Source organism: Neorhizobium galegae (genome assembly GCF_021391675.1).
Lineage (GTDB): Bacteria > Pseudomonadota > Alphaproteobacteria > Rhizobiales > Rhizobiaceae > Neorhizobium > Neorhizobium galegae_B.
Map to the genome: position 1 here is coordinate 1,096,212 of NZ_CP090096.1, position 21,459 is coordinate 1,117,670.

The following is a 21,459-nucleotide window of genomic DNA, read 5'->3' on the forward strand; positions in this document are numbered from 1 at the left end:
GAATAACGTTCCAATAGCGATTGTGGAGATCGCCTTGGGATAGGTGGCCGCCTCGGTGGCCGGCAGGAGGAAACAATTGGCTAGTGTTGAGCTAAAGGCCGTTCGCAAAGCTTACGGCGCCGTATCCGTGCTTCATGGCGTGTCTGTCGATATCCATGAAGGGGAATTTGTAACACTGGTCGGGCCCTCGGGTTGCGGAAAGTCAACCCTGCTACGGATGATCGCGGGCCTCGAAAATATTTCAGGCGGCGAGATCCAGATCGGCGGACGCACCGTCAACGACGTTCCTCCGAAGGCCAGAGACATCGCGATGGTCTTCCAAAACTACGCTCTTTATCCGCATATGACCGTTGCGGAAAACATGGGCTTCTCGTTGAAGCTGAAAAAGGCTTCGCGCGAGGAGCGGACAACGCGCGTTCAACGAGCAGCTGAAATCCTCAGCCTCACGAAGCTCCTCGATCGCTATCCTCGCGAACTCTCGGGCGGTCAGCGTCAGCGGGTTGCGATGGGCCGCGCAATTGTGCGTGATCCGCAAGTCTTCCTGTTCGACGAGCCGCTTTCGAACCTCGATGCGAAGTTGCGCGTGCAAATGCGCGCTGAGATCAAGGAACTGCATCAGCGGCTCAAAACCACTACCGTTTACGTGACCCATGACCAGGTCGAGGCAATGACTATGGCCGACAAGATCGTTGTCATGCACGACGGTCATGTTGAGCAAGTCGGTGCGCCGCTTGACCTGTATGATTACCCCACCAACGTCTTCGTCGCCGGTTTTATCGGATCGCCGTCGATGAATTTCCTCAAAGGCAAAGTCGAGCACGACCGGTTCGTTCTTGAGGACGGACACACGCTTCCTCTGCCTGCGGGGGTATCCGATACATCGGGGAAGCTGATTTACGGCGTTCGTCCTGAGCATCTCATTCTCAGTGACGAGGGACTGCCCCTCACCGTCACGGTCGTCGAACCAACAGGGTCGGAGACGCAGATCATTGCTCGCCATGGCTCTCAAACCATTGTCTGCATCTTCCGAGATCGCGTTCTACCGAAAGTCGGCGAGACCATCACCGTGGCCCCTGATCTATCACGCGTCCATCTCTTCAGCGAGAGCAGCGGCCGGCGCTTGTCCTGAGCACACGACGAAACCCACTCTGCCTGAGACGCCACACGGGATTAGTAATCGATGTCGATACCTCCGCTACAAGTCAGCACTAACCAGAGCGGGACGAACCTCGCGAGCGACGTCGTGGACGCCACCGACAACGCAAACCGCTTTAGTTGGGCTCCATTTCTGTGGTTTACCCCCGCAATCTTGATCCTGTTTCTTGTGACCCTCTATCCTACGATCTTTGTGATCTGGTTGAGCTTCCAGAAAACGAAATATTACGAGCTCGTAGGCTTTGCGGGTCTCGCCAATTACGTTGAGGTTCTGAGCTCATCCGAATTCTGGGACACGACGGTAATTTCCCTGACCTACGTCGGCGGATCTCTAGTGGGTGCCATAACACTTGGAATGGCCTCGGCGCTGGTTTTGAACCGGGCGGGCGTAACAGGTTCCGCACTGCGCGTTTTCATCCTTTTTCCCTGGACGCTGTCCATGTCCGTCGTCGGAAGCATCTGGCTCTGGCTCCTCAACCCCTCGTTTGGGCCGATACCCTACGTGATCCAGAAGCTGGGTATTGATCCCGGATTGATGTTGGGGGACCCAGGAATGGCCTTGCCCCTCATCATTATCGTTACAGCCTGGTGGTCGTTCCCATATGTGATGGTGATGGCGACAGCGGCCATGCAGTCCATTCCGAAAGAACTCTACGAAGCCGTAGAGATTGATGGAGGAGGGGCATTCGTGAAATTCCGTTACGTCACGCTCACTGAAATCCTTCCTACCCTGGGCAGTACCGCGCTGACACTTTCCATCATGTACCTGACCTTGATGACGTTGATCATTGTCATGACTGGCGGCGGACCACTGGGATCGACGACCACGCTTAGCTTCGAAGCGTTTCGTGGAACCGTGCAGGCGGTCAACATCGGACCGACCGCAGTCGTCTCGATCGTCGTGCTTCTTATCAACGTCGCCCTTGGTGCTCTTTACAGCCGGCTCACCGGCCGCGTTACGGGATAGGAATGTAATATGAGCAACGCGCTTTCAAACCGCCCAACGGGACAGATTCCCGCGATCCTGGGATCCCTGGTGATCGGGATTATCGTCCTTGGGCCAGTGCTCTGGGCTTTTGCAACCTCTTTCAAGACAGAAGTAGAAGCGGTTGCTGTTCCCCCGACCATCTTGCCAAGTTCAGCAACTCTGGAGAACTACATCAAGGTCTTCCAGGACGCGGCATTCTTGACCGATCTATGGAACTCGGTTGCCTACTCCGTCGGGGCCGTAGTCATTGCCCTCATCGTAGGGATCCCAGCAGGCTACGCTGCTGCTCGCTTTTCTTTCAAAGGTAAGCGAACGTTGATGCTCGTGGTTCTTGCGACCTCGATGGTGCCTGGCGTCGCTTTGCTGGTTCCCACCTATTATCTGCTGGAATCGGTCGGTTTGCTCAATAGCGGTATCGTCGTGACGATCATCCTTTCCGCGAGAATCATCCCGCAGACCGTTTGGTTCATCGCAAATTTCGTCGAAGCGGTACCAGTGGAGATCGAGGACTCGGCGATGATCGATGGAGCGTCCCGCTTCCAAATCATCTGGAGCCTGATTTTGCCGCTGATACGTCCAGGTATAGCGGCCGTCGCGACGATCGGCATTGTGACTACCTGGAACGACTACATTACTGTCGCAGTTTTTGCGCCCGAGGTAGCAAAGCGGACCCTGCAGGTCGCCCTCGTCAATCAGGTTTTCGACGCCATCGGCATCTCATGGTCCTACATGATGGCCTTTGTCATGATCGCATCGATGCCAGTCATCCTCATGTTCGGCTTCGTTCAAAAGTGGTTCATCTCCGGGCTTACGGCAGGCGCCGTCAAAGGCTGATGGCCTACACACAGCATCCACACGGCACCTTGTTCAAACTGGGAGGAAGACGCATGCAAACCACATCAAAACGCCAACTTATCAAAGCGGTCGCGGCACTCGGAATTAGTACTGCCACCTTTGCTTTCCTTGCCCCGCAAGCCTTTGCTCAGAGCAAGGAAATCGTCTACCAGACGTTCCTGGATCCAAACAATTCGAAGGATCCCCGCTCGGCTGCTCAAACCAAGATGATCGACGCTTTCCACGCGAAAAACCCTGACATCAAGGTCAATGTCCTTGTTGACCCGACCGGCCAAACAGCATCCCGCGCGATCAAGTCCGGCAGCCAGACACCAGACGTGATCCGCGTCGTCGGCTTTGCTGTTTCCGAATTCGCTGCCACTGGAAATCTTCTCCAGCTCGATGATTTGGTGAAGAAGGACGGCATTCCGGATGAGGATTGGCTCTTGCCGCTTTCCGGCACGAAGGTCGCCGGAAAGCTTTATGCACTACCCCAAGATTTCCGCATTCCGATCCTCTTCTATCGCAAGAGCATGTTGGAGAAGGCCGGGGTCAAGCCGCCGACGACCTGGGATGAAGTGTGTGCGACAGGCGCCAAATTCGGCCAGTCGGATACGATCCCGTTCGCCGTTCCGCTCGGAGCGACAGGCGGGCTTGGCGGTGCCCAGAGCCTCGGAGAGTTCTTCCTGAGTACAATGCTGCCTGGGAATGGCGGTGAATACTTCACCCCTGACGGCAAAATTGCCTTTTCAAAAGAGTCGTTCATCAAGGCGGCGCAAACGATCAAAGACTTCTACACGAAGTGCAAGGTGACTCCGCTGCGTAGCGCGCAGATGGGTTTCAATGAAGTGCACGACGCGATCCGGTCTGGTAGTGCAGCGATGGCGGTGTTCGGCCTTTATCGCTACAAGACAGTGCGGCAGCAAGGTGGCGGCGATGACTTGGCCTGGGCTCCGGCGCCGGGGTATACGGCAAACGACAAACAGACGGTCTATAGTTACAACATCGCGATCAATAAGAAGACCGCCAATCAGGATGCCGCTTGGACATTCGTGAAGTTCATGGTGTCGCCGGAGGCGCAAGCTTTCGCAGCCGAGGGCGGTGAGGTGGTATCGCGTAAATCGGCATACACTGCTCCATACTTCCAGACCGACGCAGGGAAGGATCAAAAGCAATGGGCTGATCTGGTAGGCCAGCGTGGCCAAACCGTGGCCTATACCCCGATCCTCTCCACGTATCACACCATCTTGGGCGAAGCTTTCCAGAGAATGATCCTGAAAGACGGATCGCCGGCGGACGCCTACGATGAGCTGATCGAACGGTATGGAGCGGCACTCGCGAAGGCGCAGTAAGCCAGCATACCTCGAATAAGAGGCTGGATGGATGGTGGCTAGTCACCTCCATCCAGTTCCCTGCCACGATACGACCATCTACAAACGTCGTCAAAAAGTCGACGCGAAAATCAGTGGTTTCGGCGGCTTCCGAGTTCTCGCTGCACTACGGCTGAAAAGCCGGCGGCATCATTGTGCCCTGTGATCGTAGATCGTACGCGAACCCCGTTCGGACCGGGCCGCGGTCAAACTAACAGAGAGACATCGGCTATGAGGTATCGTTACCTTGGGAGAACTGGAGTTCAGGTCAGCGAATACATGCTGGGGACCATGAGCTACGGATCAGATGGGAATACCGACGAAAAAGAGTGCATCGACATCGTGCACCGTGCCTTGGACCGCGGCATCAACTTCATCGACACTGCTGACACTTATTCCCATGGAGAGGCCGAAGAGATCGTCGGCAAAGCGATCGCAGACCGTCGGGACAAAGTGGTGCTCGCAACCAAGTTTCGTCTGACGGCCGGTGAAGGACGAAACGAACAGGGCGGGTCCCGCTACTGGATTATGAAGCAGGTCGAAAACAGCCTGCGACGGCTTAACACTGATCATATTGATCTCTATCAAATGCATCGGCCCGACCTTCAGACCGATCTTGACGAGACACTGGGCGCTCTTAGCGACCTCGTGGCCCAAGGCAAAGTTCGGTACATCGGGTCCTCGACACTTCCGAGCTGGTACCTGGCAGAGACTCAATCGGTTAGTCGATTGAATAAGACGGCACGGTTCATCAATGAAAGCTCGCCCTACTCGATCTTTCAACGCGCCGTAGAGAGAGAAACCCTTCCCGCGGTTCAACACTACCGCATGGGCTTTACCGCCTGGAGCCCATTGAATGGCGGCTGGTTAACCGGCAAGTACAGAGCCGATGGTTCAGCGCCGTCGGGATCCAGGGCCGAGCGCGTAAAAGGGCAATGGGGGCAGCACTACCCCATCCTACAATCCCGCTTCGATATGCAGCGCGAAGGCAACAGGCGCAAGCTGGAACTGCTTCCGGAACTTGACCGCATCGCGACGGAGGCAGGTTTGTCCCTCATGCATATGGCCCAGGCGTTCCCGCTCGCACACGCCGCTGTAACCTCTGTTATCCTCGGGCCGCGCACGCTCGAACAGTTCAAGGGCATGGAGGCCGGGTTCGAAGCAGTTCTTAAAGCGCCGACACTCGACCAAATTGACGAACTTGTCCCGCCGGGAGCGCTGATCGAAGAAGCTGACCGTGGCTATGTTTCTCCATGGCTCACGCCGGAAGTTCGTCGCTACGTGGGGAAGGTCGGCTAAGCCGACTAAGACGGAGCGTGGTCGTCAGGTCAGAAGTCCGTCGGTTCCCAAACAAACAACACGATCCAGATACTGCGGCTGCGGCCCAGCCGCGCAGGAACTTTGGTATTCAAACATTAAGAGGGAGCCGATGACAAACATTGTCTTCAACCACGCCACAGTGCGCGAGAGAGCAGATATGTTGACCTTTCTTCGACTCTGCTCAGAGCGAGGACTGGAGACCGTATCCATCTGGGGAGACGAAATTGCCAAGGTCGGCGAAAGTGATGCTCTCTCTGTTTTGCGTGATTTCGGGATGACGGTCTCAGGATATAATCGCATTGGGCCGCTAGCAGCGGATTGCCTTGACCGGGCTGAGGCGGAGCTTGAGCGGGCAGCCAGATTTGAGGCTGATCATGTTTTCCTGTTTACGGGAGGCTTGCGAGACAATGAAAAGGATTTGGGTTCAGCAAGGCGACGGATCGAGGATCTAGTTGGCAAAGTCCTCGAGCACGCACGCAAGATTGGAGTGAAGCTGGCCATTGAGCCACTTCATCCTATGCTTACGGGTGATCGCACCGTCATCTCCAGCCTCTCCCATGCAAATTCTTTGTGCGAAGCATTAGGACCGGGCATCGGAGTGGTTGTCGATGTCTATCACTGTTGGTGGGACGAGCGACTGGGAGCCGAAATCGAGCGTGCGGGCGAGGCCGGCCGGCTCTTTGGATTTCATGTCAACGACTGGCTGATCCCTACGCGGCATCTCCTGACCGATCGAGGCATGATGGGGGATGGGATCATCGACCTGCGCGGCATCCACTCAATGGTGCGAGATGCCGGGTTCGAGGGAGCGGTCGAGGTAGAGATCTTCTCCACCGACTGGTGGTCTCGCGACCCAGCGGAGGTGATGGATATTGCGATCGATCGCTGCCGTTGCCTATTCACCGAGGAATAAAACTATGCGAGTGAATATTCCCAACCTTGATGGCAATTCGCGTATCTACGCTGTGTTTGGTGATCCGATCCACCAGGTACAAACGCCGCGCCTGATTAACCCCATCTTTGCGGCTGCCGAAGTTAACATCTATGCAGTGCCATTCCTGATAACCGCCGAACATTTCGCGGCGGCGTGGGATATCTTCTCCGCCATTCCCAACCTTTGCGGTATCAGCACCACGATTCCCCACAAAGTCGCGGCCGCAAAGAGGTGTTCAACCCTCACGCCGACAGCAAAGGCAGTCGGTGCCGTCAACTGCGTCCAGCGTGGAGAGGACGGCCAGATGAACGGCGCGCTTTTTGATGGTGTGGGCTTCGTTAAAGGACTCGGAGAGGCAAAATCGCGACTGCGCGGCGCCCGTGTGCTTATTGTCGGAGCAGGCGGCGCAGGCCGCGCGATCGCCTTTGCGCTAGCTGAAGAAGGCGTAGGGAAGATCGATCTTATGGATCTTTCGGCCGAATCCGCCGCTTTCACCGCGAATATGGTCAACACCTTTCGTGGCGAAGAATGCGCCGTTTCGGTCGATGGATCGACAGGGTGGGACTACGATATCGTCGTCAACGCGTCTCCGATCGGCGTCAAGGGAGACAGCGTCTTTCCTATGCCAGCTGCCGCGATACGGTCTGAAATGCTCATCGCTGATATCGCCAGCTTAAGCGGCGAGACGGCACTTTTGCGCGCCGCCAAGGCAGCCGGTGCATCGGTGTCTGATGGGAATGACATGCTGCTCGCGCAGATTCGCCTGATGGCAGGTTTTGCCGCAGGCTTGCCGGCAGGAACAGCACTTTAACGATCAAAAAAACGAAAGATTACATCATGAAGATCAAAGCCCAGGGGATCGTTCCCGTTATGCTTACCCCTTTCACCCCGGACAACCGGATCGATTGGGAAGGTCTCGAGCGACTTGTGGAGTGGTATATCGCCAATGGTGCAGATACGCTCTTCGCCGTCTGCCAGTCGAGCGAGATGCAGAAGTTGTCCCTGGAAGAGCGAGTTGAGCTTTCCAAAAAGGTGGTCTCGCTGGCTGGCGGGCGGGTGCCGGTGATCTCTTCAGGTCATATCAGCGAGAGCCGCGATGACCAGCGTGCCGAACTGGTGGCGATGGCCGAAACAGGCATCGATGCACTTGTCCTGGTCAGCAACAGGCTCGACACTGGGAATGCCGGAACCGAAGCATTTCGTTCCAGCCTCGATGCCATCCTGTGTTGGCTCCCGAGCGATTTGGCCCTCGGTCTGTACGAATGCCCGGCTCCCTATCGCCGTCTCTTGAGCGATGACGAGTTTAAACTTTGCCGCGACACCGGCCGCTTCGTAACGTTGAAGGATGTCTCCTGCGACCTCGAGACGGTCAAGCGACGCGTCGCGCTCTCCGGCGATTCTGGCTTTGCGATCGTCAACGCCAATGCAGCCATCGCCGCAGCCGCTATGCGCGCTGGCTCGAAAGGCTTCTCTGGCGTGTTTACCAATATCCACCCCGACCTGTACGCTTGGCTTTACAAACACGCTTCCGAAGACAGCGATCTGCGCCACGAACTTGAAATTTTCCTGGCGCTCGCGGCGATGGCTGAGCCGATGGGCTATCCGGGTCTTGCCAAGGTTTGGCACAAGCGTCTTGGCACCTTTGAGAGCGTCCAATCTCGTGTCACAGATTATGACATTGCCGAGCGCCACTGGGCAGTCTTGGATCTGCTGGACCATATTCAGCAAGGGACTGCGAGGTTTCGCGAGCGGATCAAGCACGTGTCCTAGCAAACAATCACCGTGAGATTTCGGTGCTTCTGAAAGGGCGTGCAGTGGGAACCACGCCTTCAAGAACGGCAACATCCGCCGAGCGCGTCGCCTCTTGGTACGGTAACGGGCGCACGATTCTGAAACTGTCATCTTTCAAGATCCGGCGTTCGAGTAACCTTTCAAGAGGCAGACATGATCCATATGCTAGCCACACATGATGTAGTCGCTTTGGCTCATCAACTACGCGGCCTCCGTCATGAGGGAAGCCAGATTCGGACAGATCAGCTGGTATCACCGCCTTTAGCGCTCGAGGACGCAGTAAAGCCCGGTTCGAATATTCCCCTCATGCTTTGGCTCAACAAGCAGGTCGCTTTCGACGATGCTGCTCAGCATCCGACGAAAGACGTTCTGACCTGGCTCTGCGATTACGCGAATGACCGATCCAGGCCCGCCTCGTCGCTCAGAGCTGGCGCGATCATCACGACGGGAAGCCTTTGTGGTGCAGTAGATGTTAGCGATCCCTGCGAGGTATCCGTCCAATTGGGCGTAGACGCTGTGCTGAATTTTACGCTGTCTTAGGGGCCCTCGAAATTGCAAAACGATGCTAATTCAATTCAATATCGGGTTCGCATTCTGGGCCCTTTTCGAGGACGACGATTGACAGATCCGGTTGACCTGTTTGGAACGGATCGCCAGCCGAAACCCTGCAGGGCCGGCCCCAACGATCACAACGTCGAATGCCATCGATTCCCGTTCTGCATTTGGGTGGCACTCATCGGAAGCTTTCATACTCATTGCCAGCGCGGCGGCACCTGTAATCGGATCGGACTGTTAATCACCAAGGTCATACCCGGTGTGACCTCGAATTCTGTCGCCTGAGCATTGCGATAATTGGCGATGCCCAGATAAGCAGTGTGATAACACCGAGAACCGCGGCAATGGGTCGGTCGAAAAATGCAATCAACGATCCGCCGGATTTCATCATCGAGGTCAGGAAGTTTTGTTCCACCAGGGGGCCGAGAACGATTCCGAGCACGAAGGGCGCGATCGGAATGCCGTTCTCTTCCATGAAATAACCGAGGACACCGAAGGCGAGCGCCACGCCGACCGCGGTGATCGTGTTGTCGACGGCGAACGAACCGACCATGCAGAACATCAGGATGATCGGCATGAGAATTGAAAGCTTCACCTTCAGGATCGAGCGGCCGCAGCGGATCGCTACCCAGCCGAGCGGGATCATCAGCAGGTTGGCCAGGATGAACGCCATGAAGATGCCGTAGACCGTCGCCGGGTTATTGAGAAAGATCATGGGTCCCGGATTGACGCCCTTCATGAACAGAACGCCGATGACGATCGCGGTGATCGCGTCGCCCGGGATGCCGAACACCAACGCCGGCACATAAGCCCCGCTGACCGCGGCATTGTTGGCCGCGCCGGCGGCTGCAAGCCCCTCCTCCGATCCGCGACCGTATTCCTGGGGGTTCTTGGAGAACTTTTTGGCCAGCGAATAGGAAACCCACGCAGCGATATCCGCGCCGGCGCCCGGTACAATACCGATGATCGTTCCGAGGATATTTCCCTGCGCGATCGCCTTGCGTTGGCGCCAGAGAATGCTGGCCTGCCCGGAAAATACGCCTTTCAATTCCGCCTGTTCGAGCGCCAGCTTCGGATCGCGGTGGGCATAGAAACGAAGAATCTCGGCGATGGCGAAGACGCCAATCATGACCGGGACGAGCGATACGCCACCGATCAGCGCGGAGCTGCCGAAGGTGAAGCGCGGCACGCCGCTGACCGGGTCGATGCCGATGGTCGAGACCAACAGGCCGAGCGCCAGCGAGATGATGCCCTTGATCGGCGACCCCTGCATGATGAAGGCCGATGTCGTCAGGCCGAGTAAGCAGAGCCAGAAATATTCGAAGCTGCTGAACTTGAGGGCGATCATCGCCAGAGGCGGAGCAAAGACGGACAGCACGATGGCGCCGAAAATGCCGCCGATCGCCGACGTGAGCAGGCATATGCCAAGCGCGACATGCGCCCGTCCCTTCTTGGTCAGCGCATAGGCATCGTCCGTATAGGCCGCTGAGGCCGGCGTTCCCGGCATGCGAAGCAGAGCCAGAAGGGATGTCGCCCGCAAACATGGCCATCGCCGACGCGGTCACCATCGCCGCTACCGCCGGCACGGGATCCATGTAGAACGTCACCGGAACCAGCAATGCCGTCGCCATCGTGGCGGTCAGCCCCGGGATCGCGCCGATGAACAGCCCGAACACGGCACTGCCGACGATGACCATCAGGACATAGGGGGAGAAGAGTTCGGCAGCCGCCGCAAGGAGATGAGCCGTCATAGCCATATTGCCCAAGGTTGAAGGAGGCCGCGCGGCAAGGGCACGAGCAGGCCCTTCGAGAACATGAGATAGATGAGGACGCTTGCCACCACCGAAAGCGCGACCGCGAACAGGAACCGCATGCCGCCGAAGATCAGCAGGATGGCAAGCGTGACGGCTGCGAGCGGAATGAAGCCGATCAGCTCGCTGAGATAAACATAGGCCAGCATCGCCAGCAGAACCAGGAGAGGCCCGGCGAGCCGCGGCCGGCCGGCATGCGGCGAGGCAACGGTGTCCTCATCCTCGACGGAACCCGGCCGGATAACCGCGAGCGCCACTCCCGCCGCGACGGCCGCTATCCCGAGCAGGACCGGGAAGAAACCCGGCCCGTAGGCGATGTGAGACCCGGCCATTGGCTCCGGCAATTGCAGCGCCATGTAGATGACGGCAATGCCGAATGCCGCGATCAGGAGGCCAAGCCCCCTGTCTCCGAGATTCGTCATGGAACTACTCCCGACCTTGGGCGTCACTTGCCCTTGAGGGCGTTGATGACCTTCGTCGTCTCGTCGAAGTGTTTGCCGAGGAAGGTCGTGAAGTCCGCATGGTTGAGCCAGGCGACGCCGAAGCCGCGTGCATCCATCCCCTTCTTGAACTTGTCGCCCTCCACGACTTTCTTGATCGAGCCTTCGATGCGCGAGACGAGCGCCGGATCCATCTTTGCCGGACCCCCGATGCCGCGCCAGGTCCCGCCCACATAGGGCTTGCCGAGCTGTTCCTTCACCGTCGGCACCTTCGTGTCGATCGCGACGCGTTCCTCGCTCATGACGGCCACGGTGCGCACGACGCCGGCCTGGGCAAGCGCGGTGGTCTCAGGGATGGAGCACAGGACGACATCAACGCCGCCGGCCGCCAGTTCCTGAAGCGCGGCCGAAGAGCCCGGGCCGGGGATGAGGTTGAGCTTGGTGACGTCGACGCCCTGATCGAGCAGCATGGCGACGAAGGGAATATCCCAGCTCGCATTGCAGGCTCCGCCGCAATGAATCTTGAGCTTCCCGGGATCCGCCTTGATCGAAGCGACCAGCTCCTTCATGTCCTTGAAGGGAGAGTCCTTTGCCACATGGATAGCCGAAGGGTCGGCGTTGAACTGGGCAATGGCCGTGAAGGTCTCGGGCGTAAAATTGGCCTGTCCAAGCAGTTTGAACTGGGCGATAGGAGAGAGCTGACCGAGCGTATAGCCGTCTTTCGCGGCATTCGAATAGGTCGTGTAGCCGACGATACCCGAGGCCTGAGCCTGGTTTACGATCGTGAACGGCTTACCGAGGGCAGCCTCGAGCTCTGCGCCGAGAAGGCGCATCGTGTAGTCGCTGCCGCCGCCAGCACCTGCGACCACGATCAGGGTGACGGGGCGCTCAGGCCATTCCGCCATGGCGCCGGATGCGGTCAGCGTGATGCCGGCGAGTGCGAGGCCGCCGGCAAAACGCGAAAATACTGTGGAACGAGTGGTCATGAATTCCTCCCTTTGAAAACTTGCGGGTGTCGTGCCGCGATAATTCTCCGACTGAAGTACCAGCGACATACCTCCATGCCGCCGGAACTGACCGATTGGCGCTATGCCGCTATTTTGAACGGAACGTCGAGACCTGCGAAAGCGTCTGCGATGCGACGCTTGCGGGCTTCGTCAGGCATGCGCATGGGCGCACGCGGCAGAGCGAGCGGCACGCCCTGCAGCGACTGGGCATATTTGATGCAGGCCGGCAGATCGTCGCAGATCAGCGCGTTCCAGAAGGTCAGCAGCTTGCGATGCAGAGCCAGCGCCTCGACATGGTTGCCGGCCTGGACGAGATCCCACAGCTTGACGACGGCGGCAGGGGCCGCTGCCGGATTGGCCGCGATCGTGCCATGCGCGCCAAGCGCAAAACTCGGATACAGTAGCGCGTCGACTGCGGTGAACACCAGCTTGCCTTCCGGAACCTCCTGCAGGAGATCGGCCAGAAGCTTCAGGTCGCCATTGCTCTGCTTGACGCCGATGACGCCCGGCACGTCCTTCATGATGCGGATCAGGAGCGTGGGGCTCAGATAGCACCATGGCACGACGTTGTAGATCAAGACCGGCAGGCCGCTTTCGCCGGCGATCGCCTTGAAGTGGTCGACGATCGCGTCATCGGAGGGACGGAAGACGTAATGCGGCGGGGTCACCTGCAGTGCAACGGAACCCGCTTTTGCCGCCATCTTGCAGCGATCGACCGCCTGGCGGGTGGAATTGATGATGACGCCGGCGATCAGCGGCGCCTTGCCGTTCAGGGTTTCCGCTGCGGTCTCGAGCAGTGCCTGCAACTCGGACATTTCCAGCGTATGGCCTTCGGCCGACGAACCGCCGACGCAGATGCCATGGACGCCGGCATCCAGCATGAAGCGAATCTGGGTCTTGAACGGATCGAAAATGATATCGCCATTGGCGTCGAAGGGGGTTGTGGTTGGCGGTATGATGCCAAAGAACTGCGGCGCTGCGACCATCGCTTCCTCCATTATGCGAACATAATGTCTGAATAGTGGACATACTTCGAGGCGTCAAGGACAAAACGAACGGATGGTAGCTCTTTGATGAACCGGCCTGAAAACGAGACATGATCGACCGACGATGCGCGGGTGAGCGCGCCGAATGACATTGGTACACCGAATAAATTCAACGTTTTTGGCGCGGGATTCTGACTCAGCTACAGCGGCACAGCGCCCGCTTCATCCGACGAAGCCTTTTATCCGACCCACCCAGGCCTCAATCGCCGTTTCGCTCATATCCCAGGCGACGCGAAATCTTCTCCGCCTGCGCAACGACCAGACTGCCGTATTCCGGGATGGTCTGGTCAGTGAAATTCTCTTTTTTGCCGGTTACGCTAATCGCCGCGAAGACCCTGCCGCTGGCATTGCGGATCGGCGCGGCGACACAGCGGCGCCAGTCCTCGTATTCGGCGTCATCGACCGAATATCCTCGCTCCCGGATCGCCGCCAGATCCTCCATCAGCTGCTTGCCCGTTGTGATCGTCTTGGGCGTCAGTGCGGTGAAGCCGTGGGAAATGATGCGGTCAATGACCGATTGCGGCTGAAAGGCAAGTGCGGCCTTGCCGGTGGCACTACAATATGCAGCAGCGCTTTCCAGTGTGACCACGCGGTTCATCTGGCCGACCTTCGAATCCGCCCTCTCCACCATCACGATTTCGAAGCCGTCGAAGACGCCGAGATGGACCGACTGACCGGTCTTGTTGACGAGTGTTGTAATGCTCTCGCTTGCTTCGCGCTGGACATCCATGTTTGCCAGAACGGTATTGCCCAGCTCGAAAAGCTTGAGGCCGAGGCGATATTTTTCGCGGTCACGATCTTGGTCGATCAGGCCGAGTGCACGCAGTGACCCGACGATGCGATGCACGGTGGTGCGCGGCAGCTTGGTGCGCTTGGCTATCTCCAGAACCGAAAGCGAGCGGTCGTCACGCGAAAAACAGTCTAGAACGGCGAGCATCTTCGAAAAGGATAGCATCTGGCTGGAGTTACGTTCGCTCTCCACTTCAAAATTATCGATTTGCTTTGACATTCCCGCTCCTGATCAACATCGCCTTGAAACCCTCGGTTACCATGGTTTGTCGGTGGTTGAAACGTTACCGGGCGTGGCTTGACACCCGGTTACGTCACTGCTTCGCAGAGTTTGGCGAAGGCGAGCATGCCCGGATCATCGAGACCGATCGTCTGGTCGGCGAACATGCGGGCGCGGCCGATCTTGTTCGGCCTGCCGCGAAATTCTGTCAGGACGTCCGCAGTCGCCTTGACCGCTCTAACCTTTGCTTCTGCGGGATCGCTGACCCCCTCCAGCGCCTGCGCGACAGCGTCGATCGCATCGAGTACCGTCTTGTCGCCAAGGTTCGCCCCGCCCCGCACCATCATGGCGTCCCGCGCCAGCTCCAGCAACCGGCCCAGTTCCGCGACGGGCACGGCCGGTTTGCCCTTGGTTTCCTTGGCGAAGGTCATCAATGCCGTCGCAAACAATGTGCCGAGGCTGGAGCCGGTCGCCGTCGCAGCCGCCCGCGCATAGGCCGAGAAACACGCGCCGACATCGTCCTGCGAAGCGATCGTGGCCCCATCGATCGCGTTGATGACGCGCGCAAGCATGCCGCCGGTATCGCCGTCGCCAAGCTTGGCGTCGGCATCGTTCAGTTCCTGCTCGAGGTGGACCATGGCAGCCGCGCCCTTCGAGGCAACGGCCTTGACGTCCGATACGCTGAAATCGCTCATCCGACCCTCCAGAACGGGCAATTGGCAGGGGCCGCAAGCATCGATTTAAGCTCCTCGTCGAGGAAGCAGAGGCTGATCGAGGCTCCCGCCATTTCCATAGAGGTCACGTAATTGCCGACAAGCGGCTGCACGATAGAGAACCCGGCGGTCGAAAGCTTCTGCGACGCGTGGCGGAAGAGGATGAAAAGCTCCTCCAGCGGCGTCGCGCCCAGTCCGTTGACCAGGATCGACACCTCTGAACCAGCGCCGTTCGGCGTTTCGGCGAGAAGCCGCTCCAGCATCTCGCCGGCGATCTCGTCTGCAGAGCGCAGCTTGTTGCGCCAGATTCCGGGCTCTCCGTGGATGCCCATGCCCATCTCGATCTCGTCCTCGCCGAGCGTGAACGTTGGCTTGGCCGACCCCGGCACCTGGCAGGGCGCTAGCGCCACACCGATCGTACGGGTCGCGGCAACCGCCTTCGCGGCAGCCGCCGTCACTTCGTCGAGATCGGCGCCGGTCTCGGCCTTGGCACCGGCGATCTTGTAGGCATAAACGATGCCGGCCACGCCGCGGCGCTTGGCGCTTTCCTCCGGCGAGGCACTGGCGATGTCATCGGTGCCGAGCACCGTCGTCGTGCGGATCTCATCCTCCAGCATTTCGCCGGCCATGTCGAAATTCATCCGGTCGCCGCCGTAGTTGCCGTAAAGGCGAAGGACGCCGCGGTCGCCGTCGGCGAGTTTGATCGCATCCATGCATGAGCCGACGTTCGGCCCTTCGAAAACATTGCCGATCGAGCAGGTGTCGAGAAGGCCCTTGCCGACATAGCCTGTGAAGAGTGGCAGATGGCCAGAACCACCGCCGGACGCGACACCGACCTTGCCCTTGCGGGCGCCTTCCGCCCGCCGGACAACTCGGCCGTTCTCGCCATCGCGAACGATCGAGGGGTTGGCCATGGTCAGGCCGTCCAGTGCCTGGTCGACGAAATCGCCGGGGGCATTCATCAGTTTCTTCATGTCAGTGCTCTCCCATGCCCGAAGGTAACATCTTGCCGGGATTCATGATCCCATTAGGGTCGAGTGCGGCCTTGATCGTGCGCATCACGTCGAGCGCATCGCCATGCTCCGTTTCCATGTAACGCATCTTGCCGATGCCAATCCCGTGCTCGCCGGTGCAGGTGCCACCGAACTCGATGGCGCGCAGGCTCACGCGGCTTGCAAGCGCCTCGGCCTTCTTCCGCTCCTCGGGTCTGTCGGGATCGAAAAGGATCGCCAGATGAAAATTGCCGTCGCCGACATGGCCGACGAGCGGCGCCACCATGCCGCTTTCCGCGATGTCCTTCCGGGTCGCCTCGATACAGGCGGCGAGTTCCGAGATCGGCACGCAGGCATCGGTGCCGATTAGCTTGTAGCCTGGGATCAACGCCACATTGGCGAAATAAGCATTGTGCCTTGCGGTCCAGAGGCGCGAACGCTCCTCCGGCCTGTTGGCGAACTGGAAGCCGCTGCCGCCGAAATCGGAGGCGAGCGACTGCATGGTTTCCGTCTGCTCGGCCACCACTGCCGGCGTTCCATGAAACTCGAAGAACAGCGTCGGCAGTTCCTGGAATTCGTCGAGCTTGGAATAACGGATACAGGCGCGCATCTGCATCTGGTCGGCAAGCTCGATGCGCGCGACGGAGATGCCGATCTGCAGCGCGGCGATGACGGTGCCGACCGCGCTCTCCATATCCGGAAACTGGCAGACCGCCGAGGCGATCGTTTCCGGAATGCCGCTCAGCTTCAGCGCGATCTCGGTGATGACGCCGAGCGTGCCTTCGCTACCAACATAAAGGCGGGTGAGGTCGAGCCCGGCGGAGGATTTGCGTGCACGGCCGCCGGTGCGGATGATGCGCCCCTCCGGTGTGACCACCGTCAGGCCAAGCGTCACCTCGCGCATGGTTCCGTAGCGGACTGCGTTGGTGCCGGATGCTCGCGTCGCAGCCATTCCGCCGAGCGTTGCATGGGCGCCGGGATCCACGGGGAAGAACAGTCCGCTCGAGCGCAGTTCGGTGTTGAGTTGTTCCTTCGTCACGCCGGCCTCGACGCGGCAATCCATGCTCTCCGCATTGATCTCGATGATCCTCGTCATTCCGGAAAGGTCGAGGGCCACGCCGCCATAAAGCGGTACGACGTGGCCCTCCAGGGAGGATCCGGCTCCGAATGGGATGAGAGGCGTGCGGGTCTCGTTGCAGATCGCCGCGATCGCTGAAACCTCTTCGGTCGTCTCGGCGAACGCGACGGCATCCGGCATGGCGCTGTCGGGCAGGCCCTCGCCGTGGCCGTGCTGTTCACGCACGACCCGCGAATTGACGATCCGATCGCCCAGGAGGGCGACCAGCCTGGGCAGGGCGATGGCGTCGAAATCGGACGAAGATTGGATCAACGGCTGCATGACATCACCTCAGCGCAGGTATTGGAGCGGCACGGTCACGAGCTCCGGGAAAAGAACCAGCAGGAACAGCACGAGGATTTCGGCGATCAGGAACGGCGTCACCCCGCGTATGACCGACCCGAGCGGAACTTTCGCGACACCCGCCGCAACGTTCAAAACCGTACCGACCGGCGGCGTGATCAAGCCGATGGCGTTGTTCATGATGAACAGCACGCCGAAATAGACCGGATCGATGCCCGCCATCTTGATGACCGGCACGAGCACCGGTGTGAGAATGAGGATCGTCGGCACGAAGTCCAGCGCGGTTCCGATGATCACCACGAGAACCATGATGACGAACATCAACAGCATCTTGTTGTCCATGAAGGGCTCCAGAAGACTGCCGACTTCCGCCGGCACGTTGGCGATCGTGATCAGCCAGGCCGAGACCACGGCGGTCGCCGCGAGGAACATCACCACCGACGTCGTTTTCGCGGCCGACAGGAACACGTGGTACAACTGGCTGATCTTCAGCTCGCGATACACGAACATGCCGACGATCAGGGCATAGACTGCGGCGACGACCGCCGCTTCCGTCGGCGTGAAGACACCCAGTTTCAGGCCGCCGATGATGACGACAGGCAGAAGGAAGGCCCAGACGCCATCGACAATGGTCTTCCGGCGCTGCGCCCAGCTCGCTTTCGGAGTGGTGACAACCTTGTCGCGGCGCGCAACCAGCCACCATGTCGTCATCAGGGCAATGCCCATCAGTATCCCGGGCACGATCCCGGCAAGGAAAAGCTGGCGGATGGAAACATTGCCGGACACGCCGTAAAGCACCAGGCCGATCGACGGCGGAATGACCGGCGCGATGACGCCACCGGCCGAGATCAGGCCTGCAGAGCGGGGAATGTTGTAATTCGCCTTGCGCATCATCGGAATGAGCAGCGCCGCAATCGCGGCAGTATCGGCCACGGCCGAGCCCGAAAGCGACGCCATGATGACCGATGCGATGATGGCGACATAACCAAGGCCGCCGCGCCAATGACCGACCCAGGCCATGGCCGCTTCGACAATGCGCCGCGACAGGCCGCCGGCATTCATCAGCTCGCCGGCAAGCATGAAGAAGGGCACAGCCATCAACGGAAAGCTGTCGGCGCCGGTGAATAGGTTCTGGGCGATGATCTGGGCATCGAAATTGTTGAGATAGACCATCAACGTGATGCCGGTAACCAACAGGGCGAATGCGATCGGCAGCCCGATCGCCATGGACCCGAGCAGGGCAGATACGAAAACGACGACGGTCATGAATTCTTCTCTTCGGATTTCGTGACGGTCCTGAGCGGTTTGGGTTCGATCGCCAGCGCCTCTTCCGCATCGACGGCCGAGAACAGGTCGTCATTGGCGAACCGGCCTCTCGCGAACTGGTAGAGGCGGGCCACCGTCAGGGCGATGATGCCGATGCTGAGCACGTAGGCGGAGGCATAGACGTATTCCATCGGAATACCCATGACCGGCGAATAGTTCTGCATGTTGATCGAGTGGCCGCGGACCGTGCCGAGGAAGATCAGCGAGCAGCTCCAGATAATCAGCAGCGAGCAAAGGACGAAGCAGATCTTCCTGCCCATCGGCGGTAGGGCGCTGACAAGAAAGTCAGCTCCGAGATGCGCCCTGTCCCGCATGCCAACGACCGTGCCCAGGAAGGCCAGCCAGATGAAGGCGAAACGGGAGAGCTCTTCGGAAACAGTCAGGCCGGAATTGAAGCCGTACCGCAGAACGACATTACCGAATACCATGACGACCATGCATGCCAGCAGGGCGACAAGAATGATTTCAAACAGGCGGAAAAGCCAGTCGACATAGCGCATCAAGTTGATCTCCCGGATGTGGAGCCAGAGAGGTACCCTGGCTCCTCAGTGCCATCATTTGCCGGTTCGCGATGCTTCGATCGCTTTAATGTAGCGGTCAGCGAAATCCTTGCCGGCCAGCTCCGAATGCTTGGCGATAACCGGCTTCATCTGCTCGGCCATACGAGCAAGTTCGACATCCTCGACCTTGTTGGCTTTCATGCCGCCCTCCTCGATCGTTTTCAGGAGGCCTGCTTCCATTTCGGCGAACTGCTTCCGCTTCCACTCGACAGCGTCCTTGCCGGCGGCGACCACGAGCTTCTGATCTTCCGGCGACATTGCATCATAGGTCTTGCGGCTCATGATGATGACTTCCGAATTGACGGAGTGACCGGTCATGCTGACAAACTTCTGCACTTCGTACACACGCATGGCGCTGATCTGGGCCAACGGCGCTTCCTGCGCATCAACCGTGCCCGTTTCTAAAGCCGCATAAACTTCGGAAACCGGCATTGGCGTCGGGTTGGCGCCGAGTGCCGCGAACATGTCGATATACATCGCGTTCGGGATAACCCGCACCTTCAACCCCTTGAAATTTTCCCACTTCTGGATCGGCTGCTTGTTGTTTGTCGCCTGACGGAAGCCGTTATGGGAGAAGCCAAGCGCGACCCAGCCCTTTTCGTAGAGTTTCCCAGCCAACTCCTTCCCCATGTCCCCGCCTAACACGCTGTAAAACTCACCAGAATTGCGGTAGATGAACGGGAATTCAACGACTGCCATCTCCTTGACTTGTGCAGCAAGGCCTGCGGCGTTGGCGGTCGAGATATCCTGGGTGCCGGATTGCACTTGCTGCTGCATCTGCCCGTCGTTGCCGAGGGTACCGTCCGTATAGACGTTGATGTTCAGCTTGCCGGCACTCCTTTCCTTCACGAGATCGGAAAGCTTCTTGAGGACCATCGCCGATGGATGGTTCGCAGCCATGCTGGTGCCGGCCCTGAGATCTGCCGAAAGAGCCGTGCCCGCCATGGCGGTGACAATAATCGCAACGGATGCGACGAATTTAAGATTACGCAGATGAAGCATTGTTTCCCTCCCAGAAACGTAGATTGAGCCAGTTGCAAAATATCTGTCGCCCCACACAAAATGGGGTGTCGTGCCGCGATAATTCTCCGACTGAAGTACCAGCGGCATACCTCCATGCCGCCGGTACCGACCGATTGGCGCTATGCCGCCATTTTGAACGGAACGTCGAGACCTGCGAATGCGTCTGCGATGCGACGCTTGCGGGCTTCGTCAGGCATGCGCATGGGCGCACGCGGCAGAGCGAGCGGCACGCCCTGCAGCGACTGGGCATATTTGATGCAGGCCGGCAGATCGTCGCAGATCAGCGCGTTCCAGAAGGTCAGCAACTTGCGATGCAGAGCCAGCGCCTCGACATGGTTGCCGGCCTGGACGAGATCCCACAGCTTGACGACGGCGGCAGGGGCCGCTGCCGGATTGGCCGCGATCGTGCCATGCGCGCCAAGCGCAAAACTCGGATACAGTAGCGCGTCGACTGCGGTGAACACCAGCTTGCCTTCCGGAACCTCCTGCAGGAGATCGGCCAGAAGCTTCAGGTCGCCATTGCTCTGCTTGACGCCGATGACGCCCGGCACGTCCTTCATGATGCGGATCAGGAGCGTGGGGCTCAGATAGCACCATGGCACGACGTTGTAGATCAAGACCGGCAGGCCGCTTTCGCCGGCGATCGCCTTGAAGTGGTCGACGATCGCGTCATCGGAGGGACGGAAGACGTAATGCGGCGGGGTCACCTGCAGTGCAACGGAACCCGCTTTTGCCGCCATCTTGCAGCGATCGACCGCCTGGCGGGTGGAATTGATGATGACGCCGGCGATCAGCGGCGCCTTGCCGTTCAGGGTTTCCGCTGCCGTCTCGAGCAGCGCCTGTAACTCGGACATTTCCAGCGTATGGCCTTCTGCCGACGAACCGCCGACGCAGATGCCATGGACGCCGGCATCCAGCATGAAGCGAATCTGGGTCTTGAACGGATCGAAAATGATATCGCCATTGGCGTCGAAGGGGGTTGTGGTTGGCGGTATGATGCCAAAGAACTGCGGCGCTGCGACCATCGCTTCCTCCATTATGCGAACATAATGTCTGAATAGTGGACATACAGAGGCTAGTCAAGCGGAAGCTGCGAGTGCGGAAGGAATAATACAGAACGTGCTGACATCCGGCAGCCACGGCGTCAGAGCAGATTTTTGTATCA

The 21,459-nt window shown here is 59.0% G+C and carries 20 protein-coding genes and 2 pseudogenes; 8 read left to right on the forward strand and 14 right to left on the reverse strand.

From position 1 onward, the window contains the following. The first annotated feature begins 76 nt into the window (after positions 1-76). From LZK81_RS27875 to LZK81_RS27910, 8 genes are all read left to right on the forward strand, one after another. Positions 77-1,129 (forward strand): ABC transporter ATP-binding protein, encoded by a 1,053-nt coding sequence (locus LZK81_RS27875; RefSeq protein ID WP_046607612.1) that lies wholly within the window; start codon positions 77-79, stop codon positions 1,127-1,129. A gap of 114 nt (positions 1,130-1,243) precedes the next feature. Then, a complete protein-coding gene (locus tag LZK81_RS27880; protein WP_233957267.1) occupies positions 1,244-2,122 on the forward strand; it encodes a carbohydrate ABC transporter permease in 879 nt (292 codons plus the stop codon). Positions 2,123-2,131: 9 nt separating this feature from the next. After that, the gene (locus LZK81_RS27885) at positions 2,132-2,977 is read left to right on the forward strand and encodes a carbohydrate ABC transporter permease (RefSeq protein WP_080952504.1); all 846 of its coding nucleotides are present in this window, start codon (positions 2,132-2,134) and stop codon (positions 2,975-2,977) included. 53 nt (positions 2,978-3,030) lie between these two features. Next, positions 3,031-4,329, forward strand: coding sequence for an ABC transporter substrate-binding protein (locus LZK81_RS27890; RefSeq protein ID WP_233957268.1), 1,299 nt, complete (start codon positions 3,031-3,033; stop codon positions 4,327-4,329). Positions 4,330-4,626: 297 nt separating this feature from the next. Next, positions 4,627-5,646: an aldo/keto reductase gene (locus LZK81_RS27895; protein ID WP_233957269.1), complete on the forward strand. Its 1,020-nt coding sequence runs from the start codon at positions 4,627-4,629 to the stop codon at positions 5,644-5,646. Between the two features lie 130 nt (positions 5,647-5,776). Then, complete coding sequence (locus LZK81_RS27900) at positions 5,777-6,580, forward strand: sugar phosphate isomerase/epimerase family protein (protein WP_046607617.1); 804 nt, start codon at positions 5,777-5,779, stop codon at positions 6,578-6,580. Between the two features lie 4 nt (positions 6,581-6,584). Then, positions 6,585-7,412, forward strand: coding sequence for a shikimate dehydrogenase family protein (locus LZK81_RS27905; RefSeq protein WP_233957270.1), 828 nt, complete (start codon positions 6,585-6,587; stop codon positions 7,410-7,412). 26 nt (positions 7,413-7,438) lie between these two features. Beyond that, positions 7,439-8,371, forward strand: coding sequence for a dihydrodipicolinate synthase family protein (locus LZK81_RS27910; protein WP_233957271.1), 933 nt, complete (start codon positions 7,439-7,441; stop codon positions 8,369-8,371). 613 nt (positions 8,372-8,984) lie between these two features. On the opposite strand, the pseudogene LZK81_RS27915 reads toward LZK81_RS27910, so the two are convergent. From LZK81_RS27915 to LZK81_RS27975, 14 genes and pseudogenes are all read right to left on the reverse strand, one after another. After that, positions 8,985-9,142 (reverse strand): annotated as a pseudogene (locus LZK81_RS27915) (lycopene cyclase family protein); the annotation flags it as partial. 55 nt (positions 9,143-9,197) lie between these two features. Further along, positions 9,198-10,487, reverse strand: coding sequence for a tripartite tricarboxylate transporter permease (locus LZK81_RS27920; protein ID WP_326491524.1), 1,290 nt, complete (start codon positions 10,485-10,487; stop codon positions 9,198-9,200). 40 nt (positions 10,488-10,527) lie between these two features. Then, a pseudogene (locus tag LZK81_RS29380) lies at positions 10,528-10,704 on the reverse strand (tripartite tricarboxylate transporter permease); the annotation flags it as partial. Continuing rightward, a complete protein-coding gene (locus LZK81_RS27925) occupies positions 10,695-11,180 on the reverse strand; it encodes a tripartite tricarboxylate transporter TctB family protein (RefSeq protein ID WP_233957272.1) in 486 nt (161 codons plus the stop codon). The gene LZK81_RS27925 and the pseudogene LZK81_RS29380, both read right to left, overlap by 10 nt. 23 nt (positions 11,181-11,203) lie before the next feature. Continuing rightward, positions 11,204-12,184, reverse strand: a complete 981-nt coding sequence (locus LZK81_RS27930) for a Bug family tripartite tricarboxylate transporter substrate binding protein (protein WP_233957273.1) — start codon at positions 12,182-12,184, stop codon at positions 11,204-11,206. Positions 12,185-12,285: 101 nt separating this feature from the next. Next, on the reverse strand, positions 12,286-13,191 hold the full coding sequence (locus LZK81_RS27935) for a dihydrodipicolinate synthase family protein (protein ID WP_233957274.1): 906 nt from the start codon (positions 13,189-13,191) through the stop codon (positions 12,286-12,288). A gap of 259 nt (positions 13,192-13,450) precedes the next feature. Further along, entirely contained in the window at positions 13,451-14,260 is an 810-nt protein-coding gene (locus tag LZK81_RS27940) for an IclR family transcriptional regulator (protein WP_046608166.1), read from the reverse strand. A gap of 89 nt (positions 14,261-14,349) precedes the next feature. After that, on the reverse strand, positions 14,350-14,955 hold the full coding sequence (locus LZK81_RS27945) for a dihydroxyacetone kinase subunit L (protein ID WP_233957275.1): 606 nt from the start codon (positions 14,953-14,955) through the stop codon (positions 14,350-14,352). Then, entirely contained in the window at positions 14,952-15,947 is a 996-nt protein-coding gene (locus LZK81_RS27950) for a dihydroxyacetone kinase subunit DhaK (protein WP_046608167.1), read from the reverse strand. Before LZK81_RS27950 ends, LZK81_RS27945 begins: the two co-directional genes overlap by 4 nt. Before the next feature lies 1 nt (position 15,948). Next, the gene (locus tag LZK81_RS27955; RefSeq protein ID WP_233957276.1) at positions 15,949-17,364 is read right to left on the reverse strand and encodes an FAD-binding oxidoreductase; all 1,416 of its coding nucleotides are present in this window, start codon (positions 17,362-17,364) and stop codon (positions 15,949-15,951) included. A 9-nt stretch (positions 17,365-17,373) separates the two neighbouring features. After that, the gene (locus LZK81_RS27960; protein ID WP_046608169.1) at positions 17,374-18,651 is read right to left on the reverse strand and encodes a TRAP transporter large permease subunit; all 1,278 of its coding nucleotides are present in this window, start codon (positions 18,649-18,651) and stop codon (positions 17,374-17,376) included. Next, complete coding sequence (locus LZK81_RS27965) at positions 18,648-19,211, reverse strand: TRAP transporter small permease (RefSeq protein WP_233957277.1); 564 nt, start codon at positions 19,209-19,211, stop codon at positions 18,648-18,650. The genes LZK81_RS27960 and LZK81_RS27965 overlap by 4 nt, the downstream gene beginning before the upstream one ends. Before the next feature lie 54 nt (positions 19,212-19,265). Beyond that, complete coding sequence (locus LZK81_RS27970) at positions 19,266-20,381, reverse strand: DctP family TRAP transporter solute-binding subunit (protein ID WP_233957278.1); 1,116 nt, start codon at positions 20,379-20,381, stop codon at positions 19,266-19,268. A 32-nt stretch (positions 20,382-20,413) separates the two neighbouring features. Beyond that, entirely contained in the window at positions 20,414-21,319 is a 906-nt protein-coding gene (locus LZK81_RS27975) for a dihydrodipicolinate synthase family protein (protein ID WP_233957279.1), read from the reverse strand. Between the last annotated feature and the right edge of the window lie 140 nt (positions 21,320-21,459).